The organism is Mesorhizobium sp. WSM4842, assembly GCF_055901575.1.
Genome location: NZ_CM148372.1, coordinates 240726 through 266259, shown reverse-complemented (window position 1 = coordinate 266259; position 25534 = coordinate 240726). Strand labels below are relative to the sequence as shown.

Below are 25534 nucleotides of genomic sequence, written 5' to 3'. Positions count from 1 at the left end.
GGGTTCTAGGCGTTTACCTCTTCAAGGTAGCGATCCTTCCAGCACCCCTCATCCGACCGAGCTTCGCTCGGCCACCTTCTTCCACAAGGGGAGAAGGGGAGGTCGCCTTCCCTCAGCCCTTGGCTGCCTCTTCGATCTTGGCGATGTCGATCTTGGTCATTTGCATCATCGCCTGCATGACACGGCCGGCCTTTTCTGTGTCGGGGTCCTGCAGCAGCCTCGGCAATTGCTCCGGCACGACCTGCCAGGAGACGCCGAATTTGTCCTTCAGCCAGCTGCACTGGCTGGGCTCGCCACCGCCCTCGATGAGCCTGTCCCAGAAATAGTCGACCTCCTCCTGCGTCTTGCAGTCGATGGAGAGCGAGACTGCCTCGGTGAACTTGAATTGCGGCCCGCCGTTGAGCGCCTGGAACTGCACGCCGTCGAGCTCGAAATAGGTCACCAGCACCTTGCCCTCATTATCGCCGCTGCCCTTGGGCCAGCGCATCACGCTCAGCACCTTCGAGTTCTTGAAGATGGAGATGTAGTGGTTCATGGCCTCTTCGGCCTGGTCGTCGAACCACAGGCAGGGGGTGATCTTTTGCATTTGCTTGCTCCTCGGGCTGTTTTCGGTTGCTATCACGGTGAAACGGCTGGCTCCGAGAATGCTGCCATCCTCTTGCCGTTTGCCCAAGGACGGCTGCTCGGCACGCAATCCGACAGTGGTATCGAAATTTTCGAAAGAATCTGGCGCGGCGCAAAATTGTGGCCAGACCAGGCGTCGGCGTCTATAACGCCTGCGGTCGAATTCAGCGCCGCCGCGCTCCCATCGAGCGTCGCCGGCCAGTCAAGGAAAATTCATGCCTGCCTATCGCTCCCGCACCACCACCCATGGCCGCAACATGGCCGGCGCCCGCGGCCTGTGGCGCGCCACCGGCATGAAGGATTCCGATTTCGGCAAGCCGATCATCGCCGTAGTCAATTCCTTCACCCAGTTCGTTCCGGGCCATGTCCATTTGAAGGACCTCGGCCAGTTGATCGCCCGCGAGATCGAGAAGGCCGGCGGCGTGGCCAAGGAGTTCAACACCATCGCTGTCGACGACGGCATCGCCATGGGCCATGACGGCATGCTCTATTCGCTGCCGTCGCGCGAGCTGATCGCCGACTCGGTCGAGTACATGGTCAATGCCCACTGCGCCGACGCCATGGTCTGCATCTCCAATTGCGACAAGATCACGCCGGGCATGCTGATGGCGTCGCTGCGCCTCAACATCCCGACAGTCTTCGTCTCCGGCGGGCCGATGGAAGCCGGCAAAGTGGTGCTCGCCGGCAAGACGCAGGCGCTCGATCTGGTCGACGCCATGGTCGCTGCCGCTGACGACAAGATCTCCGACGAGGACGTCAAGACCATCGAGCGCTCGGCTTGCCCGACCTGCGGCTCCTGCTCGGGCATGTTCACCGCCAATTCGATGAACTGCCTGACCGAGGCGCTTGGCCTTTCGCTGCCCGGCAACGGTTCGACGCTGGCGACGCATGCCGACCGCAAGCGGCTGTTCGTGGAGGCCGGCCATCTGATCGTCGATCTCGCCCAGCGCTACTACGAGCAGGACGACGACACGGCGCTGCCGCGCAGCATCGCCTCGAAGGGCGCCTTCGAGAATGCGATGACGCTCGACATCGCCATGGGCGGCTCGACCAACACCGTGCTGCACATCCTGGCTGCCGCGCATGAGGGCGAGGTCGATTTCACCATGGAGGACATCGACCGGCTGTCGCGGCGCGTTCCGGTGCTGTGCAAGGTTGCGCCGGCCAAGGCCGACGTCCATATGGAGGACGTCCACCGCGCCGGCGGCATCATGGCGATCCTCGGTCAGCTCGACAACGCCGGACTGATCAACCGCGACCTGCCAACCGTGCACACCGCAAGTCTCGGCGAAGCGCTCGACCATTGGGATATCTCGCGCACTTCAAGCCAGAACGTTCGCGATTTCTTCCTTGCGGCACCAGGCGGCGTGCCGACGCAAGTCGCCTTCAGCCAGGACCGGCGCTGGGACGATCTCGACACGAACCGCGAAACCGGCGTTATCCGCTCGGTGGAGCATCCCTTTTCCAGGGACGGCGGCCTTGCCGTGCTCAAGGGCAATCTGGCACTGGACGGCTGCATCGTAAAAACCGCGGGCGTCGATGAATCGATCTTGAAATTCACCGGCCCGGCCAGGGTGTTCGAAAGCCAGGACGCCAGCGTCAAGGCGATCCTGTCCAACGAGATCAAGGCCGGCGATGTCGTCGTCATCCGCTACGAAGGGCCGCGCGGCGGCCCCGGCATGCAGGAAATGCTCTACCCGACCAGCTATTTGAAATCGAAGGGCCTCGGCAAAGCCTGCGCGCTGGTCACCGACGGCCGCTTTTCCGGCGGTACCTCCGGCCTGTCGATCGGCCATGCTTCTCCCGAGGCGGCGGAAGGCGGGCTGATTGGGCTGGTGCATGAGGGCGACACGATCGAGATCGATATCCCGAACCGCACCATCCGGCTTGCCGTCGACGATGCCGAACTGGCCGCCCGCCGCGCCGCGATGGAGGCAAAGGGAGCTGCCGCCTGGAAGCCAGAGGAAAAGCGCAAGCGCAAGGTGACGATGGCCTTGCGCGCCTACGCGTCGATGGCGACCAGTGCTGCAAAGGGTGCGGTAAGGTATGTGCCGGAATAGGTTCGCTTTTCCTTCTCCCCTTGTGGGAGAAGGTGGATTGCCGCGTAGCGCCAAGACGGTTGAGGGGTGCTGGACGGAGTGCCGCTGGTGCCAAGCTGGAGCACCCATCATCCGGCCGCGGAGCCTGTCCTCGGGCTTGCCGGAGGCAAGACCCGTGGGCGGCCACCTTCTCCCACAGGGGGAGAAGGGAGAGCCGCGGCTGAAGGTTCCGGCTTTTTGAACGAGGTGGCTTTAGATGGATTTTGACCTTATCGTCCGCGGCGGCATGCTGCCCGACGGCACGATCGCCGATATCGGCATCATCGGCGAGACGATCGCGGCCATCGAGCCCGAGCTGAGCGTTACCGCGGGCACGGCGATCGACGCCCATGGCAATCTGATCTCGCCGCCTTTCGTCGATCCGCATTTTCACATGGACGCCACGCTCTCCCTGGGCATACCGCGCATCAACGCGTCGGGCACGCTGCTGGAAGGCATTTCGCTGTGGGGCGAGCTGAAGCCGCTGTTGACGCACGAAGCGGTGCGCGAGCGCGCGCTCGCCTATTGCGACTGGGCGGTGTCCATGGGCCTGCTCGCCATCCGCACCCATGTCGATGTCTGCGATACGAGGCTGCTGGCGGTCGAAGCCCTGCTCGATGTGAAGAAGACGGTCGCGCCCTATATCGACCTGCAACTGGTCGCCTTCCCGCAGGATGGGTTTTATCGCTCGCCGACGGCGCGCGATAACACCGTTCGGGCGCTCGACATGGGGGTCGATATCGTCGGCGGCATTCCGCACTTTGAGCGCACCATGGCCGATGGCACGCGTTCGGTGACGGAACTGTGCGAAATCGCGGCAGAACGCGGCCTGATGGTCGACCTGCATTGCGACGAGACCGACGATCCGCTGTCGCGCCATATCGAGCAACTGGCCTATGAGACGCAGCGCCTCGGCCTGCAGGGCAGGGTCGCCGGCTCGCATCTCACTTCGATGCACTCGATGGACAATTACTATGTCTCGAAGCTGTTACCGCTGATCGCCGAGGCAGGCGTCTCGGCGATTCCCAATCCGCTGATCAACATCATGCTGCAGGGCCGCCACGACACATTCCCCAAACGCCGCGGCCTGACGCGGGTCAAGGAAATGCTTGCCCACGGCATCCGCGTCGGGTGGGGACAGGATTGCGTGCTCGACCCCTGGTATTCGCTGGGCACCGCCGACATGCTCGATGTCGCCTTCATGGGCCTTCACGTCGCCCAGATGTCGAGCCCGGCCGACATGGCGCGCTGCTTCGACATGGTCACTAACGTCAACGCCGCCATCATGGGCCTCGACCATCTCGGCCTGGCGGTTGGCAAGCGCGCCAGTCTCGTCGTCCTTGATGCCGGCGACCCGGTCGAGGCCTTGCGCCTGCGCCCCGAGCGCCTCTGCGTCATCGCCAGGGGCAAGGTGGTAGCCGAGCGGGCCAGGCAGGAAACCCAGCTTTCGATCGCGGGACGGCCGGAAACGGTGAACCGCAGGCATCGCCCGTCCACTTCATGACCAATAATTGGCAGGCCCAATAAGACGTTGGGCCTGCTCAGGCCGCACACGTCGATCAGATTGATAGGCCCTGATCTTAAGTCTACAGTCAGTCTCCAGTTTTATGGCGAGGAGGACACGATGTGGCACAAGACGGCGATGGTGGCGTTGGCGGCGACCTGTGCAGGCTGCATGACGGCCGAAGACCGCAGACGAGGCGAAATGCCGGTCCTACGGCTTCGTCAGGAAGAATGATGCCTTCGCCGAATGTCTGCAGCGCATCGATCTCGCGCGCCGCGCGGACCTCAGAAGTGCGTCGGCTTTCGATCCCTGGGACCGGCCGGTGATCTATCGTCCGGTCATCATTCGGCCACGGCCAAAGTAAGCCATTGAAGCGGCGATCTAGATTATCGCACCCAATCCGATGCTGAAATAAAGACAGAGCGGCGGTTCGATTCGATTTGAAAGTCCGCCGCTCTAGTGTAGGCCCAGCCGATTTTCGGCTCTGGTCCGGCCGGGTTCCCGATTTTGGCTCGTCAAAGCGGCTGCTTGCGTCTACGACGCTGCTCACCGAGCTTTCATGCGGGAGGAAGCGACATCGGCATGGCACAGCCAACAGCCCAGAATTCGACGATCAGGAACGTGCTTTTGGCTGGCATTCTGCTGATGCTGGCCGGCGATTTCCTGTTTGCGTTGAACGATGCGATGGGCAAATGGCTGGTCGCCAGCTTTTCCGTCGGCCAGGTCGTGCTGATCCGTTCCATCGGCGCCTTTTTCGTGCTCGGTCCGATGATCGCGCGTCAAGGTACGGCCAAGCTGTTCCACATGGAGCGCCTGGAACTGCAGGTCTTGCGCGTCGTCATGACGACGCTCGACACGGCGCTGTTCTACGCCGCCGTCGTCTATCTGCCGCTCGCCGACGTCATGAGTTTCTACATGGCCGGACCGATCTACGTGGCGGCGCTGTCCCACCTGTTGCTCGGTGAAAAGGTTGGCTGGCGCCGCTGGATGGCGATCCTGGTCGGCTTCTGCGGCGTGCTGATCATGCTCAAACCGTCCTCGGCCGCGTTTTCGCTGTCGTCGACCTTCGCCCTGGCCGGAAGCATTTCATTCGCCTTCGCCATTATCCTCAACCGGCGGCTGCGTGGCACCAGCGACACCTCGCTCGTTACCTGGCAAACCATCGGCACGTTGCTGGTCGGCGGATTTCTCACCATCGGCAACTGGCAGACACCGTCCTCGCTCGATTTCGGCGCCATGCTGCTTCTTGGCGTCGTCTCCTGCGGCGCGCACCTGATGATCACCAGGGCGCTGAAGCTGGCGCCGGCTTCGACGCTGGCGCCGCTGCATTACAGCCTGCTGCTGTGGGCCGTGATCTTCGGGCTGGCCTTCTTCGGCGACATGCCCGGCCCGCGCATCCTGATCGGCTCGGGCATCATCGTGCTGGCCGGCCTGTTCATCTTCCATCGCCAGAAAGTGGTCGACACGGTGCCGCCGGAAAACGTGCCGAAAGGCGTCAACTAGGGTCCAGATTTCTGGTACCTTAAGGTTCAGATTTTTTGGTACTTAACCCGCGCGCACCGCCGCCAGATGCCTTGAGAAGTCGGCCGTCTCCATCAGCGTCCTGCAGCGTGAAAAGCGACCGTCGGCATAGGCGCGGAAATCGTCGACCGGATTGCTGTTGGCAAGCTGGATCAGCCCCCACAGCGTCCACAAGAGATCGCACATCGCCTTGTAGATGACGATGCGGCCGCGCTCCGCCGGCGTTGGCTCGCCACCGAAATAGGCGCCCATCATCTCTTCCTCCTGCGCGATGTCGAATTGTCCTTCGACGCTGAGGTCGCCGAGATCCCAGAGCGGATCGTTCATGCCGGAATATTCCCAGTCGACGATCCACATCCTGTCGCCCGTATCGAGGAAGTTTTCGCACAGCGGATCGCAGTGGCAGGCGACAAGGGGCAGGCGATGCGCGGCAAGCGCCGAGCGTACGGTTTCCGCCTCGCATACGACGTCGTGGTAGCCGGCGGGCAGGGTGACGTCCTTGGTCGACAGCACCTTCAGATAGTCGTCGATCATCGCGAAAAGCTCGAAGCGGAAGGGAAACACCGCGCCGGAAGCGTGCAGCTTACGGAAGGCCTTGCCGGCGCGCGCCGGACTGCCGTGCCGGGTCTTGAACTTTTCCGGCGACATCGTCTCGGCGCCGGCGACGAAACGCGTCACCATCACGCCTGTCTCGCCGTCGACATGCAGCAGCTCGGGGCTCACGCCGGCCTTGGCGGCTTCCCGTGCCGCCACCGCCTCGTTGGCGCGGTTGATATACTCCTCGGTGCCTTTGCCGGGAATCCGCAGGCAGACATCTCCAGCCCTGAACACGAGGTTGGTGAGGCCGCCAAGCCGCTCCAAGGGTCCCTCGTAGCCGGCCAGCCCCGGAATGGCTGCAAGCGCCGCGCGTGCTTCCTCGTCCACCATCGCTTCCGCCCTCTTTGCGTCTTTATTTGTGGCCACGACGGTTCCACAAATTTCGCCGTTTGGCTATCATCGGCGGCATGCGATTCACTCCAGCGCCGCACGGTCCTGTCGGACGCGGAAGGACGCTGCTGCACCTTGATTTTGCGGACGGGACTGCGATGGCGGACAGGAAAAATGAAGGCGCGCTCGCCGCGGCCTATGCAGCGAAGCGGCCTGAAGAAGTGGCGGCGCTCTACGACCGCTGGTCCGACACCTACGACGCCGACATGTCGGCGGCCGGTTATCGCCATCCGACCATCTGCCTTGCCCTGCTTGCCCGCCACCTGCCGCGCGGCGCAGCACCGCTCCTCGATGCCGGCGCCGGCACCGGGCTCATCGGCGAGTGGCTGAAGATCGCGGGCTACCCGCAGGTCGAGGCGCTCGACATTTCCGAGGGCATGCTGGCCCAGGCAGCGCGCAAGGGCGTCTATTCGGCGCTTCACTGCCTGGCGCTCGGCGGACCGCTGCCCTTCGCGGATGACGCCTATGCCGGCATCATATCGGCCGGCGTCTTCACCCAGGGCCATGTCGGCGCCGAGGGGCTGGACGAACTGATCCGCATCTGCCGGCCGGGCGGGATAATCGTGCTGACGGTCAAGAACACGCTGTGGGACGCCGGTTTTGCCGCGCGGATCGCGGACTTCGAGGCGAAGGGCGTCGTCACACGTGCCGAGGAGACGTCGCCCTATGTCTCCATGCCGGGCGAGGCCGACACCGTGCCGAGCCGCGGCCTCGTTCTGCGCGTGAACTGATCATTCTTCCATTCCCCTCGTTAAGGTTCCCGTGCGCTCGATGTCACCAAAAGTGATACTGCTGGCGAAGTCAATTTGGCCGCGGCTAGACAATTGACAGCCCGAGTTTACAAGCAACATGTTGCCCCCGAACTGGGCTTATTTCCGACTTCGCCAGCAGTATCAAAAGTGCCCAAGAGCCGACCTCCTTTACGCCTCCGGGGAATTCAGGCGGCTTGCAGCCGTCGGTGAAGGTGCGTCAACGCCGCCGTCTGTCCGACATTTCATTGGATGATTCTCCTCAGCACTGCCTTCACAGGGCTGGGCAGGAACCTGCTCAATCGCGACCGCAGACCTCTCGACCTTCTGCGCGACACTCCGGTAATGCACGGGAGCTGCTCGATATACTCTGGCCTTTCGGGGCGATCGATCTCGGGCGATGCGTCCGTAATGGGCGAGGAGAGCAGTGGCTGACTCCGCCCTTTGATAGCAACCAGGGTGATGCGATCCCTCCAGACGACATGCCTGTCCCCTTCTGCAGCCAGCGGCCAGTTGGGATTATGATACTCGTAGGGGTTCAAGCACTCGTAGACGGACGTGAAGCCCACGTGTCGGAGTAGGTTGCAGAGCGATGCACGCGTGAAGAGGAAGGCCTTCGGGTTGTCGAGCGAGTTCCAGAGCGCTGCCAGCTTCTCCTCGGAGGTCGCATCAGTATCGTGTTCCTTGCCATACCTGCCCCAGTAAGTCTTCCCCTTCCAAGTGTACGACGCTTCGTCGCTGAGGCTGATATGGGTATCGATTATTGATATCTTTCCGCAAGCCTTCGAGATTCTCTCCACGAAGTCCATGACATCCGGAGCATCCAAGTGATAAAGGATCCCCAAACATAGAACAACATCGAAACGACCATGGCGCTCCTCGTCGAGGTTGCGCACGTCATTTAGGGCGAGTTCGAGGTTGTCCAGGGAGAGTACCTCCTTAGCGAAGTGCACCTTCTCAAGGTTCGCCTCCCGACCCTCGATGGCGAGCACGTCGGCCCCATGGAGCGCGAACTCGATCCCGTATTGCCCCTCGAGACACGCCAGGTCCAGAACGCGAAGCTTCTCCAACGGCTTCCCCGCAAGATCTGCAGCGATCTGCACGAAGCGCCTCAATCGGGCGTCCCAGTGCGGCTCATCGAACGTGTCAATTTGATCGGCCAGATGGATGGAACCTGCCGTCCAGGGGCCGAACCTTTCGATAATCTTCTGCTTTTTCTCCTTGATTTCGTTTATTTGCATATTGTGCCCTCGTCATAGAAAAACAGTCTCGAACGTGTAGACTCCAGGGGAAATGCTAGACAAGTTTCAGGAAAAGTGAATAGGATGTTATCCTCAGTAACCCTAGAGCGGTTCTCGATCTGACGTACGGATTCAAGCTCAATGCTTATAGGCGCCGGCTTTTCCGCACGGATCGCCGACCTCGAGGCGAAGGGCGTCGTTACGCGCGCCGAGGAGACGTCGCCCTATGTCTCCATGCCGGGCGAGGCGGACACCGTGCCCAGCCGCGGCCTCGTTCTGCGCGTGAGCTGATCTAGGCTCTGATCCTTGCTCCCGCCGGATCGTAAAGCGGCTCGAGATGGATTTTTGCCGGCGTCCGCTCCATCGCCACCACCAGTTCGTAGTCGCCGGAGGCGAGGAAATCGTCGCTGACGCCGTCGGCGTTGCGCACATAGCCGTAGCCGATGTTTTTGCCGACCGTGTAGCCATAGCCGCCGCTGGTCAGGTAGCCGACCGGCTCGCTGTTGCGCAAGATCGTCTCGCGCCCGAGCAGCACGATCTCGCAATCGTCGACCGTGAAGCCGGCAAAGCGTTTTTTCAGCGCGGCGCCGCTGATCTCGTCCAGCGCCCGCCGCCCGAGAAAATCGGTATTCTTGCGAAGCTTCACCGCCCAGCCGAGGCCGGCCTCCTGCGGCGTGTCATTGGGCGTGATGTCGGAGCCCCAGGCGCGGTAGCCTTTTTCCAGCCGCAGCGATTCCAGCGCCCGGTAGCCGACCGGGCGGATGCTGTGCTCCTCGCCCGCCGCCATCAGCGCGTCGAAGATTTCGCCCGTCGCCGCGATCGGCACATGCAGCTCCCAGCCGAGCTCGCCGACATAGGTGACGCGCAGCGCCCGAACTGTGTGGCCGGCGATCGAGATTTCCCGCACGTGTCCAAATGGGAAAGCGGTGTTCGACACGTCCGCATCGGTCACCGCAGCCAGCACGTCGCGGGCGCGCGGCCCCATCAGCGACAGCGTGCCGAAATCCTCGGTGACATCGGTGAGCGTCACGTCGAGCTCGTTGCCGACATGGTCGCCGATCCACGAGAAGTCATGCGTCCTAAAACCGGTGCCGGTGACGACGTAGAATCGTTCTTCGCCGAGCCGAGCCACGGTCAGGTCGGCCTCGATGCCGCCGCGCGTGTTGAGAAGCTGCGTGTAGGTCAGCCGGCCGACCGGCTTGGCGACGTCGTTGGCGCAGATCCAGTCGAGCGCCTTCAGCGCGTCCGCCCCGGTCAGTTCATATTTGGCGAAGGACGACTGGTCGAAGATGCCGACGTTCTCGCGCACGTGCCGGTGCTCGTCGCCGACCGGCAAAAACCAGCTCTGCCGGCCCATCGAATAGATGTCCTTCGGCTCGACGCCTTCGGGCGCGAACCAGTTCGGCCGCTCCCAACCGAGTTTGGAGCCGAACACGGCGCGATGCTTTTGCAGCCGTTCGTAGAGCGGCGACACGATCCGTGGCCGGCCCGTGACATACTCCTCATGCGGGAAGCCGATCGTATAGTGCTTGCCATAGGCTTCCAGCGTGCGGTCGCGGACCCATAGCCGGTCGCGGTGCAAGTCGGAAAAGCGTCTGATATCGACCACCCACAGATCGAGTGGCGCCTCGCCGTCGACCACCCACTGCGCCAGCACCCAGCCGGCGCCGCCGCCCGCCGCGATGCCGAAGGCGTTGAAGCCGGCGCCGACGAACATGTTGGCGCATTCGGGTGCCACGCCGAGAATGAAATTGCCGTCCGGCGTGAAACTCTCCGGCCCGTTGATCATCTGCTTGACGCCGACGGTTTCGAGCGCCGGAACCCGCGCGATCGCCTGGTTCATATGCTGCTCGAAATGATCGTAATCGTCGTCGAACAGCCGGAACTCCCAGTCATCAGGGACATCACCGCCGGGAAGATCGGTCGTCCAGGCTTGCGGGTTCGGCTCATAGCCGCCCATCACCAGCCCGCCGACCTCCTCCTTGAAATAGATGCGCCGGTCGGGGTCGCGGATCGTCGGCGCATCGGTCGCCAACCCGTCTATTCTTTCGGTGATGATGTACTGGTGCTTGACCGGCTGCAGCGGCACATTGATGCCGGCTAGCGTACCCACCTGGCGCGCCCATTGCCCGGCACAGTTCACCACCTTGTCGCAGGCGATATCGCCCTTGTTGGTCTTTACCGCGGTGATGCGGCCATCCTGTATGTCGAAGCCGGTGACGCGGATATCCTCGAACAGCCTGGCACCGTGCATGCGAGCGCCTTTGGCCAGCGACTGCGTGATATCGGAAGGGCTTGCCTGGCCGTCGGTCGGCAGCCAGCTGGCGCCGACGAGATCGCCGGTTTCCAGCAGCGGCCACATTGTCTTGACCTCGGCCGGTGACAGCAACTGCATATCCATGCCGAAGCTTTTCGCCGTCGTCGCCAGCCTCTTGTACTCGATCCAGCGGTCGGCATTGGTGGCGAGCCTAAGGCACCCGGTCATCTTCCAGCCGGTGGCCAGCCCGGTTTCGGCTTCCAGCCCCTTGTAGAGATCGACCGAATATTTGAGCACGCGGGTGATAGAGGCCGACGAGCGCAACTGCCCGACCAGCCCCGCCGCATGCCAGGTGGAGCCCGAAGTCAGCTTGCCCTGTTCCAAAAGTACGACATCGGCCTTGTGGTCACGCGCCAGATGATAAGCCGTCGAACAGCCGATTATGCCGCCGCCGATGACGACGATCTCGGCGTGGGCGGGCAATTTCATGATTTCTGTCCGTATTTTGTTCGGTAGTTTTCCAGCGCGGCATCGAGCCGCGTCAGGTTTTCGTCGGTATAGGCAACGTAGTCGATGCCGGGCGCGTCGAGATAAAGTTCGGAAACCATGCTCCACATCGCCTCGCGCAGCAGCGATGCGCATTGCATGGCCGCATGTGAGCGGCGGATCGCCTCATCCGGCTCCTTCATGAAATAGGCGGTCAGGAAGGCGAATGACTCCTCGTCGTTCATGCTGGCGTTCGAGGCGACACCGGCAAGGTCGAACATCGCCGTGTTGAAGCCGGCATACTCAAAATCGATCAGCCACAGCCTGTGGCCGTCGTCGAGGATATTAGCCGGCAAAAGGTCATTGTGACCGAAGACGATCGGCAGCAGTTTTTGCGCCCGTTCGAGTTCGTCCGCAAGCGTCAGCAGCCGCGGCAACTCGCTTCGCATGCGGCTGCCGGCTTCCTCCAGCGTGCGCGCATAGTCGCGGATGACATGGAACACCCAGAACATGAAGCCGGCGCCGGAGACATGATTCGGCATCTCGCGATGGAAGCCGCGCATCAGGGCGGCGACGCGGCCGATATTAGCGCGTACGTCTTCCGCGACATAGGTCTTGGCGCCGAGAAATTCCGTCACCAAAATGCCGGGCTCGGAATAATGGACCGCTGGCGCGAAGCCGGCGGCGTGCGCCGCGCGCGCGGTCATCACCTCGCGCTCGCGAAAGACGTGATGGAACGGAAAGTCCTGGCCAAAGCGCACGACATGCCGCCCGGCGGCGTCCTCGACCAGATAGTTGGCGTTGCTCAAGCCGCCCGGCAGCGGCGCGATCTCGATGCTGCCGGTCCAGCAGGGCAAGGCGCGGATGCGGTCCTCTGCGGTCACAGGTTCATCCCTCGTTGCGCGGGGGTCAAGGTGCCGCGGGCGACACAATGATGGCGGCCGGCAGGAGGGAGCAATGCGAAGATCTCGTCGGTGCGGGATCCCGGGATCGGTATCCCGCACCGCACCGACGAGCCCCTGTGCCGGGTTCTTCGACTCCGGCATCCGCCCCCGCGGATTCGAAAAAATCCTTTTCCCTTGCGCCAGACGACTTTCCAGCCGTTCGGGCAGGCGAATTTTGGTGCGGCTCTGCCATCGTTCTCCCGTGGCAGTTCCGAGCCTGTCACGAAGCCAGTGTCACGCCATGTGATCCGGCTTGTCAACGAAAACTTGTGGCTTTTTGCCCGAAACCACAAGGATTTCTTGTAAGCTGTGGCCGATTTGCCTTAGAAGCGGTCAGCAGCGCAACAATCCGATTGGGCGAACCCGATGATCCATTCGAAGCGGCATGGCGAAATCCTGCGTCTCTTGCATGAAGAGGGCACTGTCACCATCGCCAGTCTGGCCGACCGGCTGGGCGTCTCGCTGGAGACCGTGCGCCGCGACGTCAAGCCGCTGACCAGTGACGGTTCGATCCTGAAGATGCATGGCGCAGTCGGCCTGCCGTCGATGGCCGGCGAGGCGCCGTTCGAGCGGCGCATGCGCGAGAATGCCGATGCCAAGCGCGCCATCGCCCGCATCGTTGCCGCGACCATCCGCGACGGCGAATCGATCATGCTCGACACCGGCACCACCACCTCTTTCCTGGCCCGCGAGCTGCTCGGACACCGGCGGTTGACGGTGGTTACCAATTCCTCCGACATCGCCCGCACGCTGGCCACCGTCAACGGCAACAAGGTCTACATGGCCGGTGGCGAATTGCGCAGCGATTCGGGCGCCGCCTTCGGCGTCTCGGCGATCGAATTCGTCAGCCGCTTTTCCGTCAGCCATGCGGTGATCTCCACCGGCGCGGTCGATGCCGTCACGGGCGTGATGGACTATGATCTGGAAGAGGCGGAATTCGCCCGCATGGTGCTGTCGCGCGGCCAGCGCTCGCTCGTCGTCACCGACCACACCAAGTTCGGTCGCCAGGGCCTGGTCCAGGTCTGCGGCCTCGACGGTTTTTCCGAACTCGTCACCGATCGGCCGCCGCCGCGCGCCATCGCCGCCGCCCTTGGGCAAGCGGGCGCACGGCTCAGCATTGTCGGCGACGAAAGCGGGATCTGATCTGACCAGAGCAGTAAAGCGGTGGGCGGCTTTTCTTCCTTACCGTCCCGGTGTTTAGTCCGGTCATGGCCTTCACAATCCGTCAATTGCAGTTCTTCATCGCCGTCGCCGAGCAAGGCACGGTGTCTGGCGCCGCCCAGAACCTGTCCATCTCGCAATCGTCGGTCACCGAGGCGATCAAGGAGCTCGAAGGCGATCTCGGCGTCGAACTGTTCGAGCGCCATCCGCGCGGCCTCAACATCACCCACAAGGGCCATCAGTTCCTGCGCCATGCGACAAAGATCCTTGCCGACGTTTCCGATGCGCGCCGCGCCTTCTTCGGCGAGCAAGCGGCGGCGGGCGGCCGGCTGCAGCTCGGTGTCACCTCGCTGGTCGCCGGCTATGTGCTGTCCGACCTTCTCGCCCGCTATCGTCGCGCGTATCCGGGCGTCGAGATCTCGGCCATCGAGGACAATGGCGATTACCTCGAACATCTCCTGATCGGCGGCAAGCTCGACATCGCCGTTATGGTCACCTCGAACCTGCGCGACCGCACCGCCTTGCAGTCCGAAATTCTCGAAGTCTCGGCCTACCGGCTATGGCTGCCGCTCGGCCACCCGCTGGCCGGCGCCGACATCATCGGCATTGGCGACATCGCCTCGGAGCCGCTGATCATGCTGACCGTCGACGAGATCGAAGAGAATACCGGAAAACTGCTGGCGGCGATCGGCGCCAAGCCGCATGTCGCCTTCCGCACCCGCTCTGTCGAAGCGGTGCGCAGCCTCGTCGCCACCGGCGCCGGTGTGGCGTTGCTGCCCGACCTCGTCTACCGGCCATGGTCGCTCGAAGGCGACCGCATCGAATCGCGCGATATTTCGGGCTCCTTGCCGGTGGTCCAGGTCGGCATGGTCTGGCGGCGCGGCTCCGGCCTGCCGCAGGCCGCACGCGACTTCATCGGGCTTGCCCAGTCCCAGCGCATGGTCCGTCAGCGGCCGGAGAAGATTGGACGTTAATCTATCGGAAAAACCGATATCGCCTTTCTGATAAATGAATTTGCGAAACCGGGAATTTCACAGCACCTTCATGATCGGGACCAAGCCGCCACGACAGGGCGGCGCCCCTTAGAGTCGCGCATGTTCCTTTCCGAAAACCGGAACCGGTTTTCGGGGTCATCCGCCAAAATGGGAGATCGACGATGAATTCATTCCTGAAGTCATGCACTGCATTGACGGTCGCGCTGACCTTCTCCGGCCAGGCGATCGCTCAGGTGACGGAACTCGGCAAGGGCGAAGGCCAGGTCAACATCGTCGCTTGGCCCGGCTACATCGAGCGCGGCGAAACCGACAAGGGCTACGACTGGGTCACGTCCTTCGAGAAGGACACAGGCTGCAAGGTCAACATCAAGACCGCCAACACATCCGACGAGATGGTCGCGCTGATGAACGAGGGCGGATTCGACCTCGTTACCGCCTCGGGCGACGCTTCGCTGCGCCTCGTCGCCGGCAAGCGGGTCCAGCCGATCAACACCGATCTCATCCCGAGCTGGAACACGGTCGACGACCGGCTGAAGGATGCGCCGTGGTTCACTGTTGGCGGCGTCCACTACGGCGTCCCCTACCAGTGGGGACCGAATGTGCTGATGTACAACACCGAGGTGTTCAAGGAAGCGCCGAAGAGCTGGAACGTCGTCTTCGAGGAGATGACCTTGCCCGACGGCAAGTCGAATAAGGGCCGCGTCCAGGCCTATGACGGGGCGATCCACATCGCCGATGCCGCCAACTATCTGATGTTTCACAAGCCGGAGCTAGGCATCAAGGATCCCTACGAGCTGACCGAGGATCAGTACAAGGCCGCCCTCGATCTCTTGCGCGTCCAGCGCACGCTGGTCGGACGCTACTGGCATGACGCCGCCATCCAGGTCGACGATTTCCAGAACGAAGGCGTCATTGCTTCCGGTTCATGGCCCTACCAGGTCAACACGCTGGCTGCCGCCAAGAAGCCGGTCGCTTCGACCGTTCCTCAGGAAGGCGTCACCGGCTGGGCCGACACGACCATGCTGGCGGCCGAGGCGGCCAACCCGAACTGCGCCTATATGTGGCTGGAGCATTCGCTGTCGCCGAAAGTGCAGGGCGATGTCTCCGCCTGGTTCGGCTCGCTGCCGGTGGTGCCGGCTGCCTGCAAGGGCAACGAACTGCTCGGTGACGAAGGCTGCAAGACCAACGGCTACGACAATTTCGAAAAGATCAAGTTCTGGAAGACGCCGGTGTCGAAGTGCGCCACCCAGAACGATCAGTGCGTGCCTTACTATCGCTGGGTGTCGGACTATATCGGCGTCATTGGCGGACGGTGAGTTCCCTTACCCTCCCCCTTGTGGGGAGGGTCGACGCGCAGCGTCGGGGTGGGGGTCCGCTCGGCAGTTCTTGCCAAATAACCCCACCCGCGGGCTTCGCCGCGACCTCCCCACAAGGGGGAGGTAGGGCGTCGCGCAAGTTCGCTGGCCCCGCCCCCTATCCGTGGCGGCGCCGGCGATGTCAACACATCAAACCGGCAACAGACTGACAGCCCATGACAGCAGCCGTTTCCTTCCAAAAAGTCTCGCGCCATTTCGGCAGCGTGCGCGCCGTCGATATGGTCGATCTCGACATCGTGCCGGGCGAGTTCTTTGCCATGCTTGGACCTTCGGGTTCCGGCAAGACAACCTGCCTACGTCTGATCGCCGGCTTCGAGCAGCCGACATCGGGCTCGATCTCCATCTTCGGCGAACGTGCCGAAGGCGTTCCGCCCTATCGCCGCAACGTCAACACCGTCTTCCAGGACTACGCGCTGTTTCCGCATCTGAACGTGCTCGACAATGTCGCCTACGGGCTGATGGTCAAGGGCGTCGGCAAGCTCGAGCGGCAGAAGGCGGCCGAGGAGGCATTGTCGCTGGTGCGGCTTCCCGGCTACGGTGCCCGCCGTCCCGGCCAGCTTTCCGGCGGCCAGCGCCAGCGCGTCGCGCTCGCCCGCGCCCTGGTCAACCAGCCCAAGGTGCTTTTGCTCGACGAGCCGCTTGGCGCGCTCGACCTCAAGCTGCGCGAGAACATGCAGGAGGAGCTGAAGTCGCTGCAGAAGGCGCTCGGCATCACCTTCGTTTTCGTCACCCACGACCAGGGCGAGGCCCTTTCGATGGCCGATCGCGTCGCCGTCTTCAACGACGGCAAGATCATGCAGATCGGCACACCCGAGGACATCTACCAGCGCCCGAAGACGCGCTTCGTCGCCGATTTCGTCGGCTCGTCCAATGTGCTGCCGCCGGACTTCGTCCAGCGTTATTCCGGCCAGCATCGCTGGGGCAGCCTGCGGCCTGAATCCATTCGCATCGGCCGGGCGACCAAGGGCGACGGCGTTGCCGCTCGTCTCGTCTCGACCAATTATCTCGGCGCCATGACAAGACTGGCGCTCGACGCCGACGGGTTGAGATTGCATGCGATCGTGCCGGCCGGTGCCACATTGCCGAAGGAAGGTGAGACGGTCGTGCTCACCTTCAACCGCGAGCACCTGCATTTGATGGACGAGCCGGCATGATGGCGCTGAGGAAAGTCTTGGCTGACAGGCCAAGTGCGGCGCTTCATGGCGCCCCCCTCTGTCCTGCCCACTTTGCCATCACTTGGCATCTCCCCCACTTGGGGGGAGATCGGCAGCTTCGCCAGTGGCGCCTCTTCTGCAACGTTGGTGATTGGCGAAAGCAGTCGCGACAGCCAATCTCCCCCCTCGTGGGGGAGATGTCCGGCAGGACAGAGGGGGGCGCGAAGGATCGCGACCTGTCGAAGAAACCATGACTCTGACCGCGACCCCGGCAAAATCTGCCCCAGCCCTCCTTCCTCGCGCCGGCGGCCTGCGCGGCGCGCTGTTGGACCTGTTCTGGCGCAAGCCGAAGCTGCTGCTGCTCTTGATGCTGCTACCGCCGGTGCTGTGGCTCGGCATCGTCTATATCGGCTCGCTGTTCGCGCTGCTCTTGCAGAGTTTTTTTTCAATCGACGAATTCTCCGGCCTTATCAATCGCGAATTCACGCTGAAGACCTATAGCGACCTGCTGCAGGCCGCCAATCTCGACATCATCCTGCGCACGGTAACGATGGCGGCTCTGGTCACGCTCGCCTCGGCGATCATCGCCTTCCCCATCGCCTATTACGCGGCGCGCTATGCGCGCGGCCGCTGGAAGGCGCTGTTCTATCTCGGCGTGATGCTGCCGCTGTGGTCGAGCTATCTGGTCAAGATCTACGCCTGGAAGCTCATCCTCGCCAAGGAAGGCATCCTGTCCTGGCTGCTCGCCAAGCTGCATCTTCTATGGCTGCTCGATGGCTGGCTGTCGCTGCCGATCGTCGGCGGCAATTCTCTGTCGGTGTCGTCCACCGGCACCTTCATCGTCTTCGTTTACGTCTGGCTGCCTTTCATGATCCTGCCGGTTCAGGCGGCACTTGAGCGCGTGCCCGGCAATCTGGTCGAGGCCTCGTCCGATCTCGGCGCCTCGCCCGGCCAGACCTTCCGCAATGTGCTGTTCCCGCTGGCGCTGCCGGGCATCGTCGCCGGTTCGATCTTCACCTTCTCGCTGACGCTCGGCGATTACATCATCCCGCAGATCATCGGCACCTCGCGCCTCTTCATCGGCCAGGCCGTCTATTCGCAGCAGGGCACCGCCGGCAACATCCCGCTCGCCGCCGCCTTCACCGTGGTGCCCATCGTCATCATGGGTTTCTACCTCTGGGGCGCCAAGCGCATGGGGGCCTTCGATGCGCTCTGATGGCTCGCAATCCACCCCTCTCGGCTTGAAGATCGCTGCTGCCTGCGGTCTGCTGTTCCTGCATTTGCCGATCTTCCTGATCTTCGTCTATGCCTTCACGACCGAGGAAAAGAGCTTCGTCTGGCCGCCGCCGGGACTGACGACGCAGTGGTTCGCCGTCACCTGGAACCGCCCGGACGTGTGGCAAGCGCTGTCGCTGTCGGTCCGGGTCGCCGCCATCTCGACACTCGTCGCCCTGGTCCTCGGCACGCTCTGCGCCGCCGCCGTTTCGCGAACACAGTTCTTTGGCCGCGAAACCATCTCGCTGCTGGTCATCCTGCCGATCGCGCTGCCCGGCATCATCACCGGCATCGCGCTGCGTTCGGCCTTTTCGCTGGCCGAGATTCCATTCTCGTTCTGGACGATCGTGCTTGGCCACGCCACCTTCTGCGTCGTCGTTGTCTACAACAACGCAGTCGCCCGCTTTCGCCGCACTTCCGGCTCGATGATCGAGGCATCGATGGATCTCGGCGCCGACGGCTTCCAGACCTTTCGCCATGTCGTGCTGCCCAATATCGCCACCGCGCTGCTCGCCGGCGGCATGCTCGCCTTCGCGCTGTCGTTCGACGAGGTCATCGTCACCACCTTCACCGCCGGCCAGCAGCAGACGCTGCCGATCTGGATGCTGGAGGAACTGATCCGTCCGCGCCAGCGCCCAGTCACCAATGTCGTGGCCATGGTCGTCGTGCTGGTGACGCTGCTGCCCATCCTCCTTGCCTACTACCTGACCCGCGACGGCGACCAGATCGCCGGTTCGGGCAAATGACGTCAAGAATCCATAAGGGAGAGACTTCCATGGACACAAAGATGCTGATCGGCTCGAAATTCGAGAAGGGCACCGAAACCGAGGAGCCGATCCTCAATCCGAAGACCGGAGCGACTATCCTCAACCTGCCTGAAGCCAGCCAGGCGCAGATCGAGGCAGCGGTGCTTGCCGCCGAAAAGGCCTTCGTCACCTGGTCGCGCACCACGCCGGCGCAGCGCTCGGGTTATCTGCTAAAGATCGCCGATCGCATCGAGGCCGACGCAAAGGATTTCGCGGCACTCGAGGCGCTCAATTGCGGCAAGCCGATCAATGCCGTGCTCAACGACGAAATCCCGGCGATCGTCGACTGTTACCGCTTCTTTGCCGGCGCCGTCCGCTCGATGCCCGGCCAGGTCGCCGGCGAATACATCCCCGGTCACACTTCGATGGTCCGCCGCGATGCCATCGGTGTCGTCGCCTCGATCGCGCCATGGAACTATCCGCTGATGATGATGGCCTGGAAGCTGGCGCCGGCGATTGCCGGCGGCAACACCGTCGTCTTCAAGCCGTCGGAGCAGACGCCGCTGACCTCGCTGAAGCTGGCGAAGATCCTCGCTGAAATCCTGCCGGACGGTGTTGTCAATGTCGTGCTCGGCCGAGGCGACAGCGTCGGCAACACGCTGATCAACCACCCGAAAGTCAACATGATTTCGATCACCGGCGACGTCGCCACCGGCAAGAAGGTGCTGCAGGCCGCAGCCAAATCGGTCAAGCGCACGCATCTCGAACTCGGCGGCAAGGCGCCGGTCATCGTCTTCGACGATGCCGATCTCGGCGCGGTGATCAATGGCCTGCGCGCCTTCGGCTACTACAATGCCGGCCAGGACTGCACTGCCGCCTGCCGCATCTATGCCGGCAAGAAGATCTACGACAAGCTCGTCGCCGACCTTTCCTCGGCCGTCTCGACCATCAAGTACAACCGCCCCGACGACACCGAGAACGAGATCGGGCCGCTCATCTCACGCCGCCAGCGCGACCGCGTCTCGAGCTTCGTCGAACGCGCCTCGGAGCTGAAGCACATCGAGATCACCACCGGCGGCAAGCCGGGCGAAGGCTCCGGCTTCTTCTACCAGCCGACCGTCGTCGCCGGCGCGCTGCAGGAAGACGAGATCGTGCGCCGCGAAGTGTTCGGCCCGGTTGTCTCCGTCACTCGTTTTTCCGAGGTCGACGAGGCGGTGAACTGGGCGAATGACAGCGACTACGGCTTGGCATCGTCGGTATGGACCAAAGACGTTTCGCGCGCCATGGCGACGGCAGCCCGGCTTCAGTATGGCTGCACCTGGATCAACACCCACTTCATGCTGACCAATGAGATGCCGCATGGCGGGCTGAAACAGTCCGGCTACGGCAAGGACATGTCGCTTTACGCACTGGAGGATTATACCGCTGTCCGCCATGTGATGGTGGCGCACGGGTAGCGCCTTCCTTCTCCCCGTTGACGGCCCGTTGACGGGGAGAAGGTGGCCCAGAGGGGCCGGATGAGGGCCAGCACAAGTCTTGCTCAGCTGGTTCCGCCCCTCATCTGCCTGCCGGGCATCGATCTGCCATCTGGCGCTGAACATCGCTACCTCCTCACTCGTCCCATGTTTGCACGACGGTCTGCCGCGCAATTTGGCCGTCCTTCAGCTCCAGCATCGCCGCGCAGAACACTTTCGTGCCGTCGGGGTAGCTGCAGGCCTGCGTGAAGGCGAGATTGTCGCCGTCGGCGATGGTGGTGTCGACCTTGTGGGTCATCGCCCGGCTGCAGATGTCGTCCCAGAATGTGCTGATCGCCGCGCGTCCGCGAATTTCGCGCGGCTTGCTCGGCGGATTGTTGCGGTCGATCACCCGCACCAGAGCGTCATCGGCATAGAAGCTCGCGAGCATTTTTCCGTCACGGCCCTCGATTGCATTCTTGATCGCCGCGCCATTCACTGGCTTTGTCTTGGTCGGCATTTTATCCTCCATGTGCCCGTCTTCACGATCGGGCTGTTGATGATCAGAAGCGGGTATCGATGCGGTCCGACAGGCCGGTGCCGCGCTTGTCGAACAGGATCAGCCGCGAGAAGGCTACAGCCGCTTCAGCAGCCGGCTGTAGCCTTCGTCTTCCCAGTGCAGGTCGAGATTGGAAATGAAGCCCGGCACGAAAACGAGATCGAACGATCCCTGGCCGACCACCTGATAGGCGATCCGCACGTCGCCACTTCGGGCGTATCGCGTTTCGACGGCCTCACGAGATTTGTCCGCCAGGCCCGACGATTTCTGGTCGCTCAACATAGCAGAGGCGCGACGCTTACGGCAGATCAAACGTTAGAAGATGGGAATGCAAGCGTATGGGCCATGAGAGGCACGTTTGCTGACTACTTCTGCGAAGCGGCGATCCCGGCATTCGACTCACCGGCCCCAGGGCCTTTGCCGCCTGGAACGACGCCCCCGGCATCGGCGCGGAAGCCCACTGCTTCCGGTGCAGCCGGCCGCTTGATCCTTGCCGAGGCGGCCACGACAAGCTCGTTGAAGCCTTCGCCACCGCCGTCCAGCATTTCGAACAACTGCCGCCGCATCCTCGGTTCCCAGAACTTGTTGATATGCTCGGCGACGCCGGCAATGCCTTCCTCGCGCGGCTTGGAGTGAAAAAAGGCGGCGATCTGATTGGCCATGCGGACCAGCTTCTCGCTGGTGCTCATGATGTGGCCTTCGTCATGCGACATGCTTGGCAACTCCCGAAACCACCCGTTCGGGGTGGGTGAAGATATCGAAATCATTGCCGCGCACCAAAGCCACCAGCGTCATGCCGGCGTCCTCGGCGGTGCGGATGGCAAGTGCCGTCGGCGCCGAAACGGCGATGATGAACGCAGCGCCGATCGCCGCCGTCTTCTGCACCATCTCGACCGAAACGCGCGACGTCACCACGACGGCACCCAAGGTGCCATCGATGCCGGCTTTGGCGAGTGCGCCGGCCAGCTTGTCGAGCGCATTGTGGCGGCCGACATCCTCGCGCGCCATGACGATACCCTTGCCGGAGATATAAAAACCGGCGGCGTGGACCGCGCCGGTCTCGGCATGCAGCGGCTGCACTTTCGACAAAAGCTTGACCGAACGGACGATGTCGTCCGCCGTAAGCGTAAGTTTTGACGAACCGACCGTCTCGACCGAACGCATCGCCTCCTCGATCGACTCGATGCCGCACAACCCGCAGCCGACCGGTCCGGCCAGCCGCCGGCGCCGCGCCTCGAAGCGCGTATTGGCCTGGTCCTTTAGCCTGATCTGGATGTCGATGCCGGCGCCGTGATCTTCGACTTCGATCGCCTCAATTTCTTGCCGGTTGGCGATAATGCCCTCGGTCAGCGAGAAGCCGAGCGCGAAATCCTCGAAATCGGCGGGACTTGCCATCATCACCGCATGGGTGGTGCCGGCAAAGGAGAACGCCACCGGCGTCTCTTCCGGCACCATCCGGTTGGCGGCCGCAGTGCCGCCGGCGCGGTGCGCCAGCCGCGAGATCTGCGTCGTGGCTTTGCGGCGCGCGCTCAACGATTACTCCGCTGCTTCCAAGGTCGCGATGCGACGGCTGTTGCGGGCCTGCTCGTCATAGTCGAGCTGCCATTCCGACGGTCCGTTGGACGCGCCGACCTGCACCGCCGTCACCTTGTATTCCGGGCAGTTGGTCGCCCAGTCGGAGAAGTCGGTGGTGATGACGTTGGCCTGCGTGTCTGGATGGTGGAACGTTGTATAGACCACGCCCGGCGACACCTTGTCGGTGATCAGCGCGCGCAGCGTCGTCTCGCCGGAGCGGCTGGTCAGTCGGACCCAGTCACCGTCGCGCAGGCCGCGGTTTTCGGCGTCATGCGGGTGGATCTCGAGCCGGTCCTCGCTATGCCACATGATATTGTCGGTACGCCTGGTCTGCGCGCCGACATTGTACTGCGACAGGATGCGGCCGGTGGTCAGCAGCAGCGGGAAGCGCGGTCCCGTCCTCTCGTCGGTCGCCACATATTCGGTGCGGATGAACTTGCCCTTGCCGCGCACGAAGCCGCTGATATGCATGATCGGCGTACCTTCCGGCGCCTGCTCGTTGCACGGCCACTGCACCGAGCCCATCTTGTCCAGATAGTCAAAGGAAACCTTGGCGAAGCTCGGAGTCGTCTTGGCGATCTCGTCCATGATTTCCGACGGATGCTGGTAATTCCAGTCAAGCCCCATCGTCTGTGCGAGCTTCTGCGTCACTTCCCAGTCGGCCAGCCCGTTCTTCGGCGCCATCACCTTGCGCACGCGATTGATGCGGCGCTCGGCATTGGTGAAGGTGCCGTCCTTCTCGAGGAAAGTCGAGCCGGGCAGGAAGACATGCGCGTAGTTGGCGGTCTCGTTGAGGAAGAGGTCGTGGACGACGACACATTCCATCGCCGCGAGGCCCGCGGCGACATGCTTGGTGTCGGGGTCGGACTGCAGGATGTCCTCGCCTTGCACATAGAGGCCCTTGAACGAGCCGTCGACGGCGGCGTCCAGCATGTTGGGGATGCGCAGGCCGGGCTCATCGTCGAGCTTGACGCCCCAAAGGCTCTCATAGATATCGCGCACCGCGTCGCCGGAGACGTGACGATAGCCGGGCAGCTCATGCGGGAACGAGCCCATGTCGCAGGAGCCCTGCACATTGTTCTGGCCGCGCAGTGGGTTCACGCCGACGCCTGGCCGGCCGATATTGCCGGTCGCCATGGCGAGGTTGGCGATGGCGATGACGGTGGTCGAACCCTGGCTGTGCTCGGTCACGCCGAGGCCGTAATAGATCGCGCCATTGCCGCCGGTGGCAAACAGCCGTGCGGCGCCGCGGATCTCTTCGGGATCGACATTGGCAAGCTGGCCGACAACTTCCGGGCTGTTTTCCGGCAGCGCCACGAACGACGCCCAGTCCTGGAACTCGTCCCAGTCGCAGCGCTCGCGGATGAAGGCCTCGTCGAACAGGCCTTCGGTGACGATGACATGCGCAAGCGCGGTGACCACGGCGACATTGGTGCCGGGCTTCAGCGGCAGATGATGCTGCGCCTCGATATGGGCCGAGCGCACGATGTCGGTGCGGCGCGGGTCGAGCACGATCAGCTTCGCGCCCTTGCGCAACCGCTTCTTCATGCGCGACGCAAACACCGGATGTGCGTCGGTCGGATTGGCACCGATGATCATCACCACGTCGGTCTGCTCGATCGAATCGAAATCCTGGGTGCCTGCCGAAGTGCCGAATGTCTGGCCAAGACCATAGCCGGTCGGCGAATGGCAGACGCGGGCGCAGGTATCGACATTGTTGTTGCGGAAACCCTGTCGGATCAGCTTTTGCACCAGATAGGTTTCCTCGTTCGTGCAGCGCGACGAGGTGATGCCGCCGATCGAGGTTCGGCCATACTGGTACTGGATGCGGCGGAACTCGTTGGCAGTGTGGGTCAGCGCTTCGTCCCACGACACTTCGCGCCATGGATCGGTGACCTTTTCGCGGATCATCGGATTGAGGATGCGCTCCTTGTGGGTCGAATAGCCGTAGGCAAAACGGCCCTTGACGCAGCTATGGCCACGGTTCGCCTTGCCGTCCTTGTAGGGCACCATGCGCACCAGCTCGTCGCCGCGCATTTCGGCCTTGAACGAGCAGCCGACGCCGCAATAGGCGCAGGTGGTGACCACCGAATGCTCCGGCTGGCCGATCTTGATCACCGACTTCTCGGAGAGCGTCGCTGTCGGACAGGCCTGCACGCAGGCGCCGCAGGACACGCATTCGCTGTCGATGAACAGCTGATGCATGCCGGCCGACACCCGGCTTTCAAAGCCGCGGCCCTCGATGGTCAGCGCGAAGGTGCCTTGCACCTCCTCGCAGGCGCGCACGCAGCGCGAGCAGACGATGCATTTCGACGGATCATAGGTGAAGTACGGGTTGGACTCGTCCTTCGCCATCCATTTGAAGTTTTCTGCGCCATCATTCTTCTTGAAGACGTGGTTGTCGCCCTCATAGCCGTAGCGCACGTCGCGCAGGCCGACGACGCCGGCCTGCGTTTGCAATTCGCAGTCGCCATTGGCCGCACAGGTCAGGCAGTCGAGCGGATGGTCGGAGATGTAGAGCTCCATCACGCCGCGGCGAATGTCCTTCAGCCTTCCGGTCTGGGTGTGCACGACCATACCCGGCGCCACCGGCGTCGTGCACGAAGAAGGCGTGCCGTTGCGGCCGTCGATCTCGACCAGGCAGAGCCGGCAGGAGCCGAAGGCATCGACCATGTCAGTGGCGCAAAGCTTCGGGATGGTGATTCCGGCCTCCATCGAGGCGCGCATGATCGAGGTGCCTTCCGGCACAGTGACGGTGAAGCCGTCGACGGTCAGCGTCACCTGCTTCTCGGAGGTCGAGGCCGGTGTGCCGTAGTCGATTTCCTGAACGAGACCCATGGCGAGACTC

Annotated in this window: 21 protein-coding genes and 1 pseudogene; 12 read left to right on the top strand and 10 right to left on the bottom strand. The window is 63.0% G+C overall.

Going from position 1 to position 25534, the window contains the following annotated elements:
* Window positions 1-112: 112 nt before the first annotated feature.
* Complete coding sequence (locus AC0NIE_RS01210; protein ID WP_473484090.1) at window positions 113-586, bottom strand: VOC family protein; 474 nt, start codon at window positions 584-586, stop codon at window positions 113-115.
* Window positions 587-839: 253 nt separating this feature from the next.
* Between AC0NIE_RS01210 and ilvD the strand changes: the two genes are divergently transcribed.
* The 3 genes from ilvD to AC0NIE_RS01195 all read left to right on the top strand — a co-directional run bounded on the left by ilvD (window position 840) and on the right by AC0NIE_RS01195 (window position 5709).
* Complete coding sequence (gene ilvD, locus AC0NIE_RS01205; protein WP_473484088.1) at window positions 840-2684, top strand: dihydroxy-acid dehydratase; 1845 nt, start codon at window positions 840-842, stop codon at window positions 2682-2684.
* 235 nt (window positions 2685-2919) lie between these two features.
* Entirely contained in the window at window positions 2920-4206 is a 1287-nt protein-coding gene (locus AC0NIE_RS01200) for an amidohydrolase family protein (RefSeq protein ID WP_473484085.1), read from the top strand.
* Between the two features lie 582 nt (window positions 4207-4788).
* Window positions 4789-5709 (top strand): DMT family transporter, encoded by a 921-nt coding sequence (locus AC0NIE_RS01195; RefSeq protein ID WP_473484082.1) that lies wholly within the window; start codon window positions 4789-4791, stop codon window positions 5707-5709.
* A gap of 42 nt (window positions 5710-5751) precedes the next feature.
* Here AC0NIE_RS01195 and AC0NIE_RS01190 read toward each other — a convergent pair whose 3' ends face one another.
* On the bottom strand, window positions 5752-6654 hold the full coding sequence (locus AC0NIE_RS01190) for a phosphotransferase (protein ID WP_473484527.1): 903 nt from the start codon (window positions 6652-6654) through the stop codon (window positions 5752-5754).
* Window positions 6655-6812: 158 nt separating this feature from the next.
* Here AC0NIE_RS01190 and AC0NIE_RS01185 point away from each other — a divergent pair, with 158 nt between their 5' ends.
* On the top strand, window positions 6813-7445 hold the full coding sequence (locus AC0NIE_RS01185; RefSeq protein ID WP_473484079.1) for a class I SAM-dependent DNA methyltransferase: 633 nt from the start codon (window positions 6813-6815) through the stop codon (window positions 7443-7445).
* Window positions 7446-7708: 263 nt separating this feature from the next.
* On the opposite strand, the gene AC0NIE_RS01180 is transcribed toward AC0NIE_RS01185, so the two are convergent.
* Window positions 7709-8704, bottom strand: coding sequence for a class I SAM-dependent methyltransferase (locus AC0NIE_RS01180; protein ID WP_473484076.1), 996 nt, complete (start codon window positions 8702-8704; stop codon window positions 7709-7711).
* A 156-nt stretch (window positions 8705-8860) separates the two neighbouring features.
* Here AC0NIE_RS01180 and AC0NIE_RS01175 point away from each other — a divergent pair.
* Window positions 8861-8995 (top strand): annotated as a pseudogene (locus AC0NIE_RS01175) (class I SAM-dependent DNA methyltransferase); the annotation flags it as partial.
* A gap of 1 nt (window position 8996) precedes the next feature.
* Here AC0NIE_RS01175 and AC0NIE_RS01170 read toward each other — a convergent pair.
* On the bottom strand, window positions 8997-11450 hold the full coding sequence (locus AC0NIE_RS01170; RefSeq protein WP_473484075.1) for a GcvT family protein: 2454 nt from the start codon (window positions 11448-11450) through the stop codon (window positions 8997-8999).
* The gene (locus tag AC0NIE_RS01165) at window positions 11447-12331 is read right to left on the bottom strand and encodes a phosphotransferase (RefSeq protein ID WP_473484072.1); all 885 of its coding nucleotides are present in this window, start codon (window positions 12329-12331) and stop codon (window positions 11447-11449) included. The genes AC0NIE_RS01170 and AC0NIE_RS01165 overlap by 4 nt, the downstream gene beginning before the upstream one ends.
* Before the next feature lie 426 nt (window positions 12332-12757).
* Here AC0NIE_RS01165 and AC0NIE_RS01160 point away from each other — a divergent pair, with 426 nt between their 5' ends.
* The 7 genes from AC0NIE_RS01160 to AC0NIE_RS01130 all read left to right on the top strand — a co-directional run bounded on the left by AC0NIE_RS01160 (window position 12758) and on the right by AC0NIE_RS01130 (window position 20555).
* Window positions 12758-13534, top strand: a complete 777-nt coding sequence (locus AC0NIE_RS01160) for a DeoR/GlpR family DNA-binding transcription regulator (protein ID WP_473484070.1) — start codon at window positions 12758-12760, stop codon at window positions 13532-13534.
* 65 nt (window positions 13535-13599) lie between these two features.
* Window positions 13600-14526, top strand: a complete 927-nt coding sequence (locus tag AC0NIE_RS01155) for a LysR family transcriptional regulator (protein WP_123146441.1) — start codon at window positions 13600-13602, stop codon at window positions 14524-14526.
* 182 nt (window positions 14527-14708) lie between these two features.
* A complete protein-coding gene (locus tag AC0NIE_RS01150; RefSeq protein WP_473484068.1) occupies window positions 14709-15863 on the top strand; it encodes an ABC transporter substrate-binding protein in 1155 nt (384 codons plus the stop codon).
* Window positions 15864-16078: 215 nt separating this feature from the next.
* A complete protein-coding gene (locus AC0NIE_RS01145; RefSeq protein WP_473484065.1) occupies window positions 16079-17077 on the top strand; it encodes an ABC transporter ATP-binding protein in 999 nt (332 codons plus the stop codon).
* Window positions 17078-17327: 250 nt separating this feature from the next.
* Window positions 17328-18293 (top strand): ABC transporter permease, encoded by a 966-nt coding sequence (locus tag AC0NIE_RS01140; RefSeq protein ID WP_473484062.1) that lies wholly within the window; start codon window positions 17328-17330, stop codon window positions 18291-18293.
* Window positions 18283-19098, top strand: a complete 816-nt coding sequence (locus AC0NIE_RS01135; RefSeq protein ID WP_473484059.1) for an ABC transporter permease — start codon at window positions 18283-18285, stop codon at window positions 19096-19098. Before AC0NIE_RS01140 ends, AC0NIE_RS01135 begins: the two co-directional genes overlap by 11 nt.
* Window positions 19099-19127: 29 nt before the next feature.
* Complete coding sequence (locus AC0NIE_RS01130) at window positions 19128-20555, top strand: gamma-aminobutyraldehyde dehydrogenase (protein WP_473484057.1); 1428 nt, start codon at window positions 19128-19130, stop codon at window positions 20553-20555.
* A gap of 154 nt (window positions 20556-20709) precedes the next feature.
* Here the strand turns inward: AC0NIE_RS01130 and AC0NIE_RS01125 are convergent, their stop codons facing one another.
* The 5 genes from AC0NIE_RS01125 to fdhF all read right to left on the bottom strand — a co-directional run bounded on the left by AC0NIE_RS01125 (window position 20710) and on the right by fdhF (window position 25524).
* Window positions 20710-21072: a nuclear transport factor 2 family protein gene (locus tag AC0NIE_RS01125; protein ID WP_473484054.1), complete on the bottom strand. Its 363-nt coding sequence runs from the start codon at window positions 21070-21072 to the stop codon at window positions 20710-20712.
* A 114-nt stretch (window positions 21073-21186) separates the two neighbouring features.
* Window positions 21187-21312: a hypothetical protein gene (locus AC0NIE_RS01120; protein ID WP_474045787.1), complete on the bottom strand. Its 126-nt coding sequence runs from the start codon at window positions 21310-21312 to the stop codon at window positions 21187-21189.
* Between the two features lie 164 nt (window positions 21313-21476).
* On the bottom strand, window positions 21477-21824 hold the full coding sequence (locus tag AC0NIE_RS01115) for a formate dehydrogenase subunit delta (RefSeq protein ID WP_095493685.1): 348 nt from the start codon (window positions 21822-21824) through the stop codon (window positions 21477-21479).
* Window positions 21814-22644, bottom strand: coding sequence for a formate dehydrogenase accessory sulfurtransferase FdhD (gene fdhD / locus AC0NIE_RS01110; protein WP_473484049.1), 831 nt, complete (start codon window positions 22642-22644; stop codon window positions 21814-21816). The genes AC0NIE_RS01115 and fdhD overlap by 11 nt, the downstream gene beginning before the upstream one ends.
* 3 nt (window positions 22645-22647) lie before the next feature.
* The gene (fdhF, locus tag AC0NIE_RS01105; RefSeq protein WP_473484046.1) at window positions 22648-25524 is read right to left on the bottom strand and encodes a formate dehydrogenase subunit alpha; all 2877 of its coding nucleotides are present in this window, start codon (window positions 25522-25524) and stop codon (window positions 22648-22650) included.
* Window positions 25525-25534 lie beyond the last annotated feature (10 nt).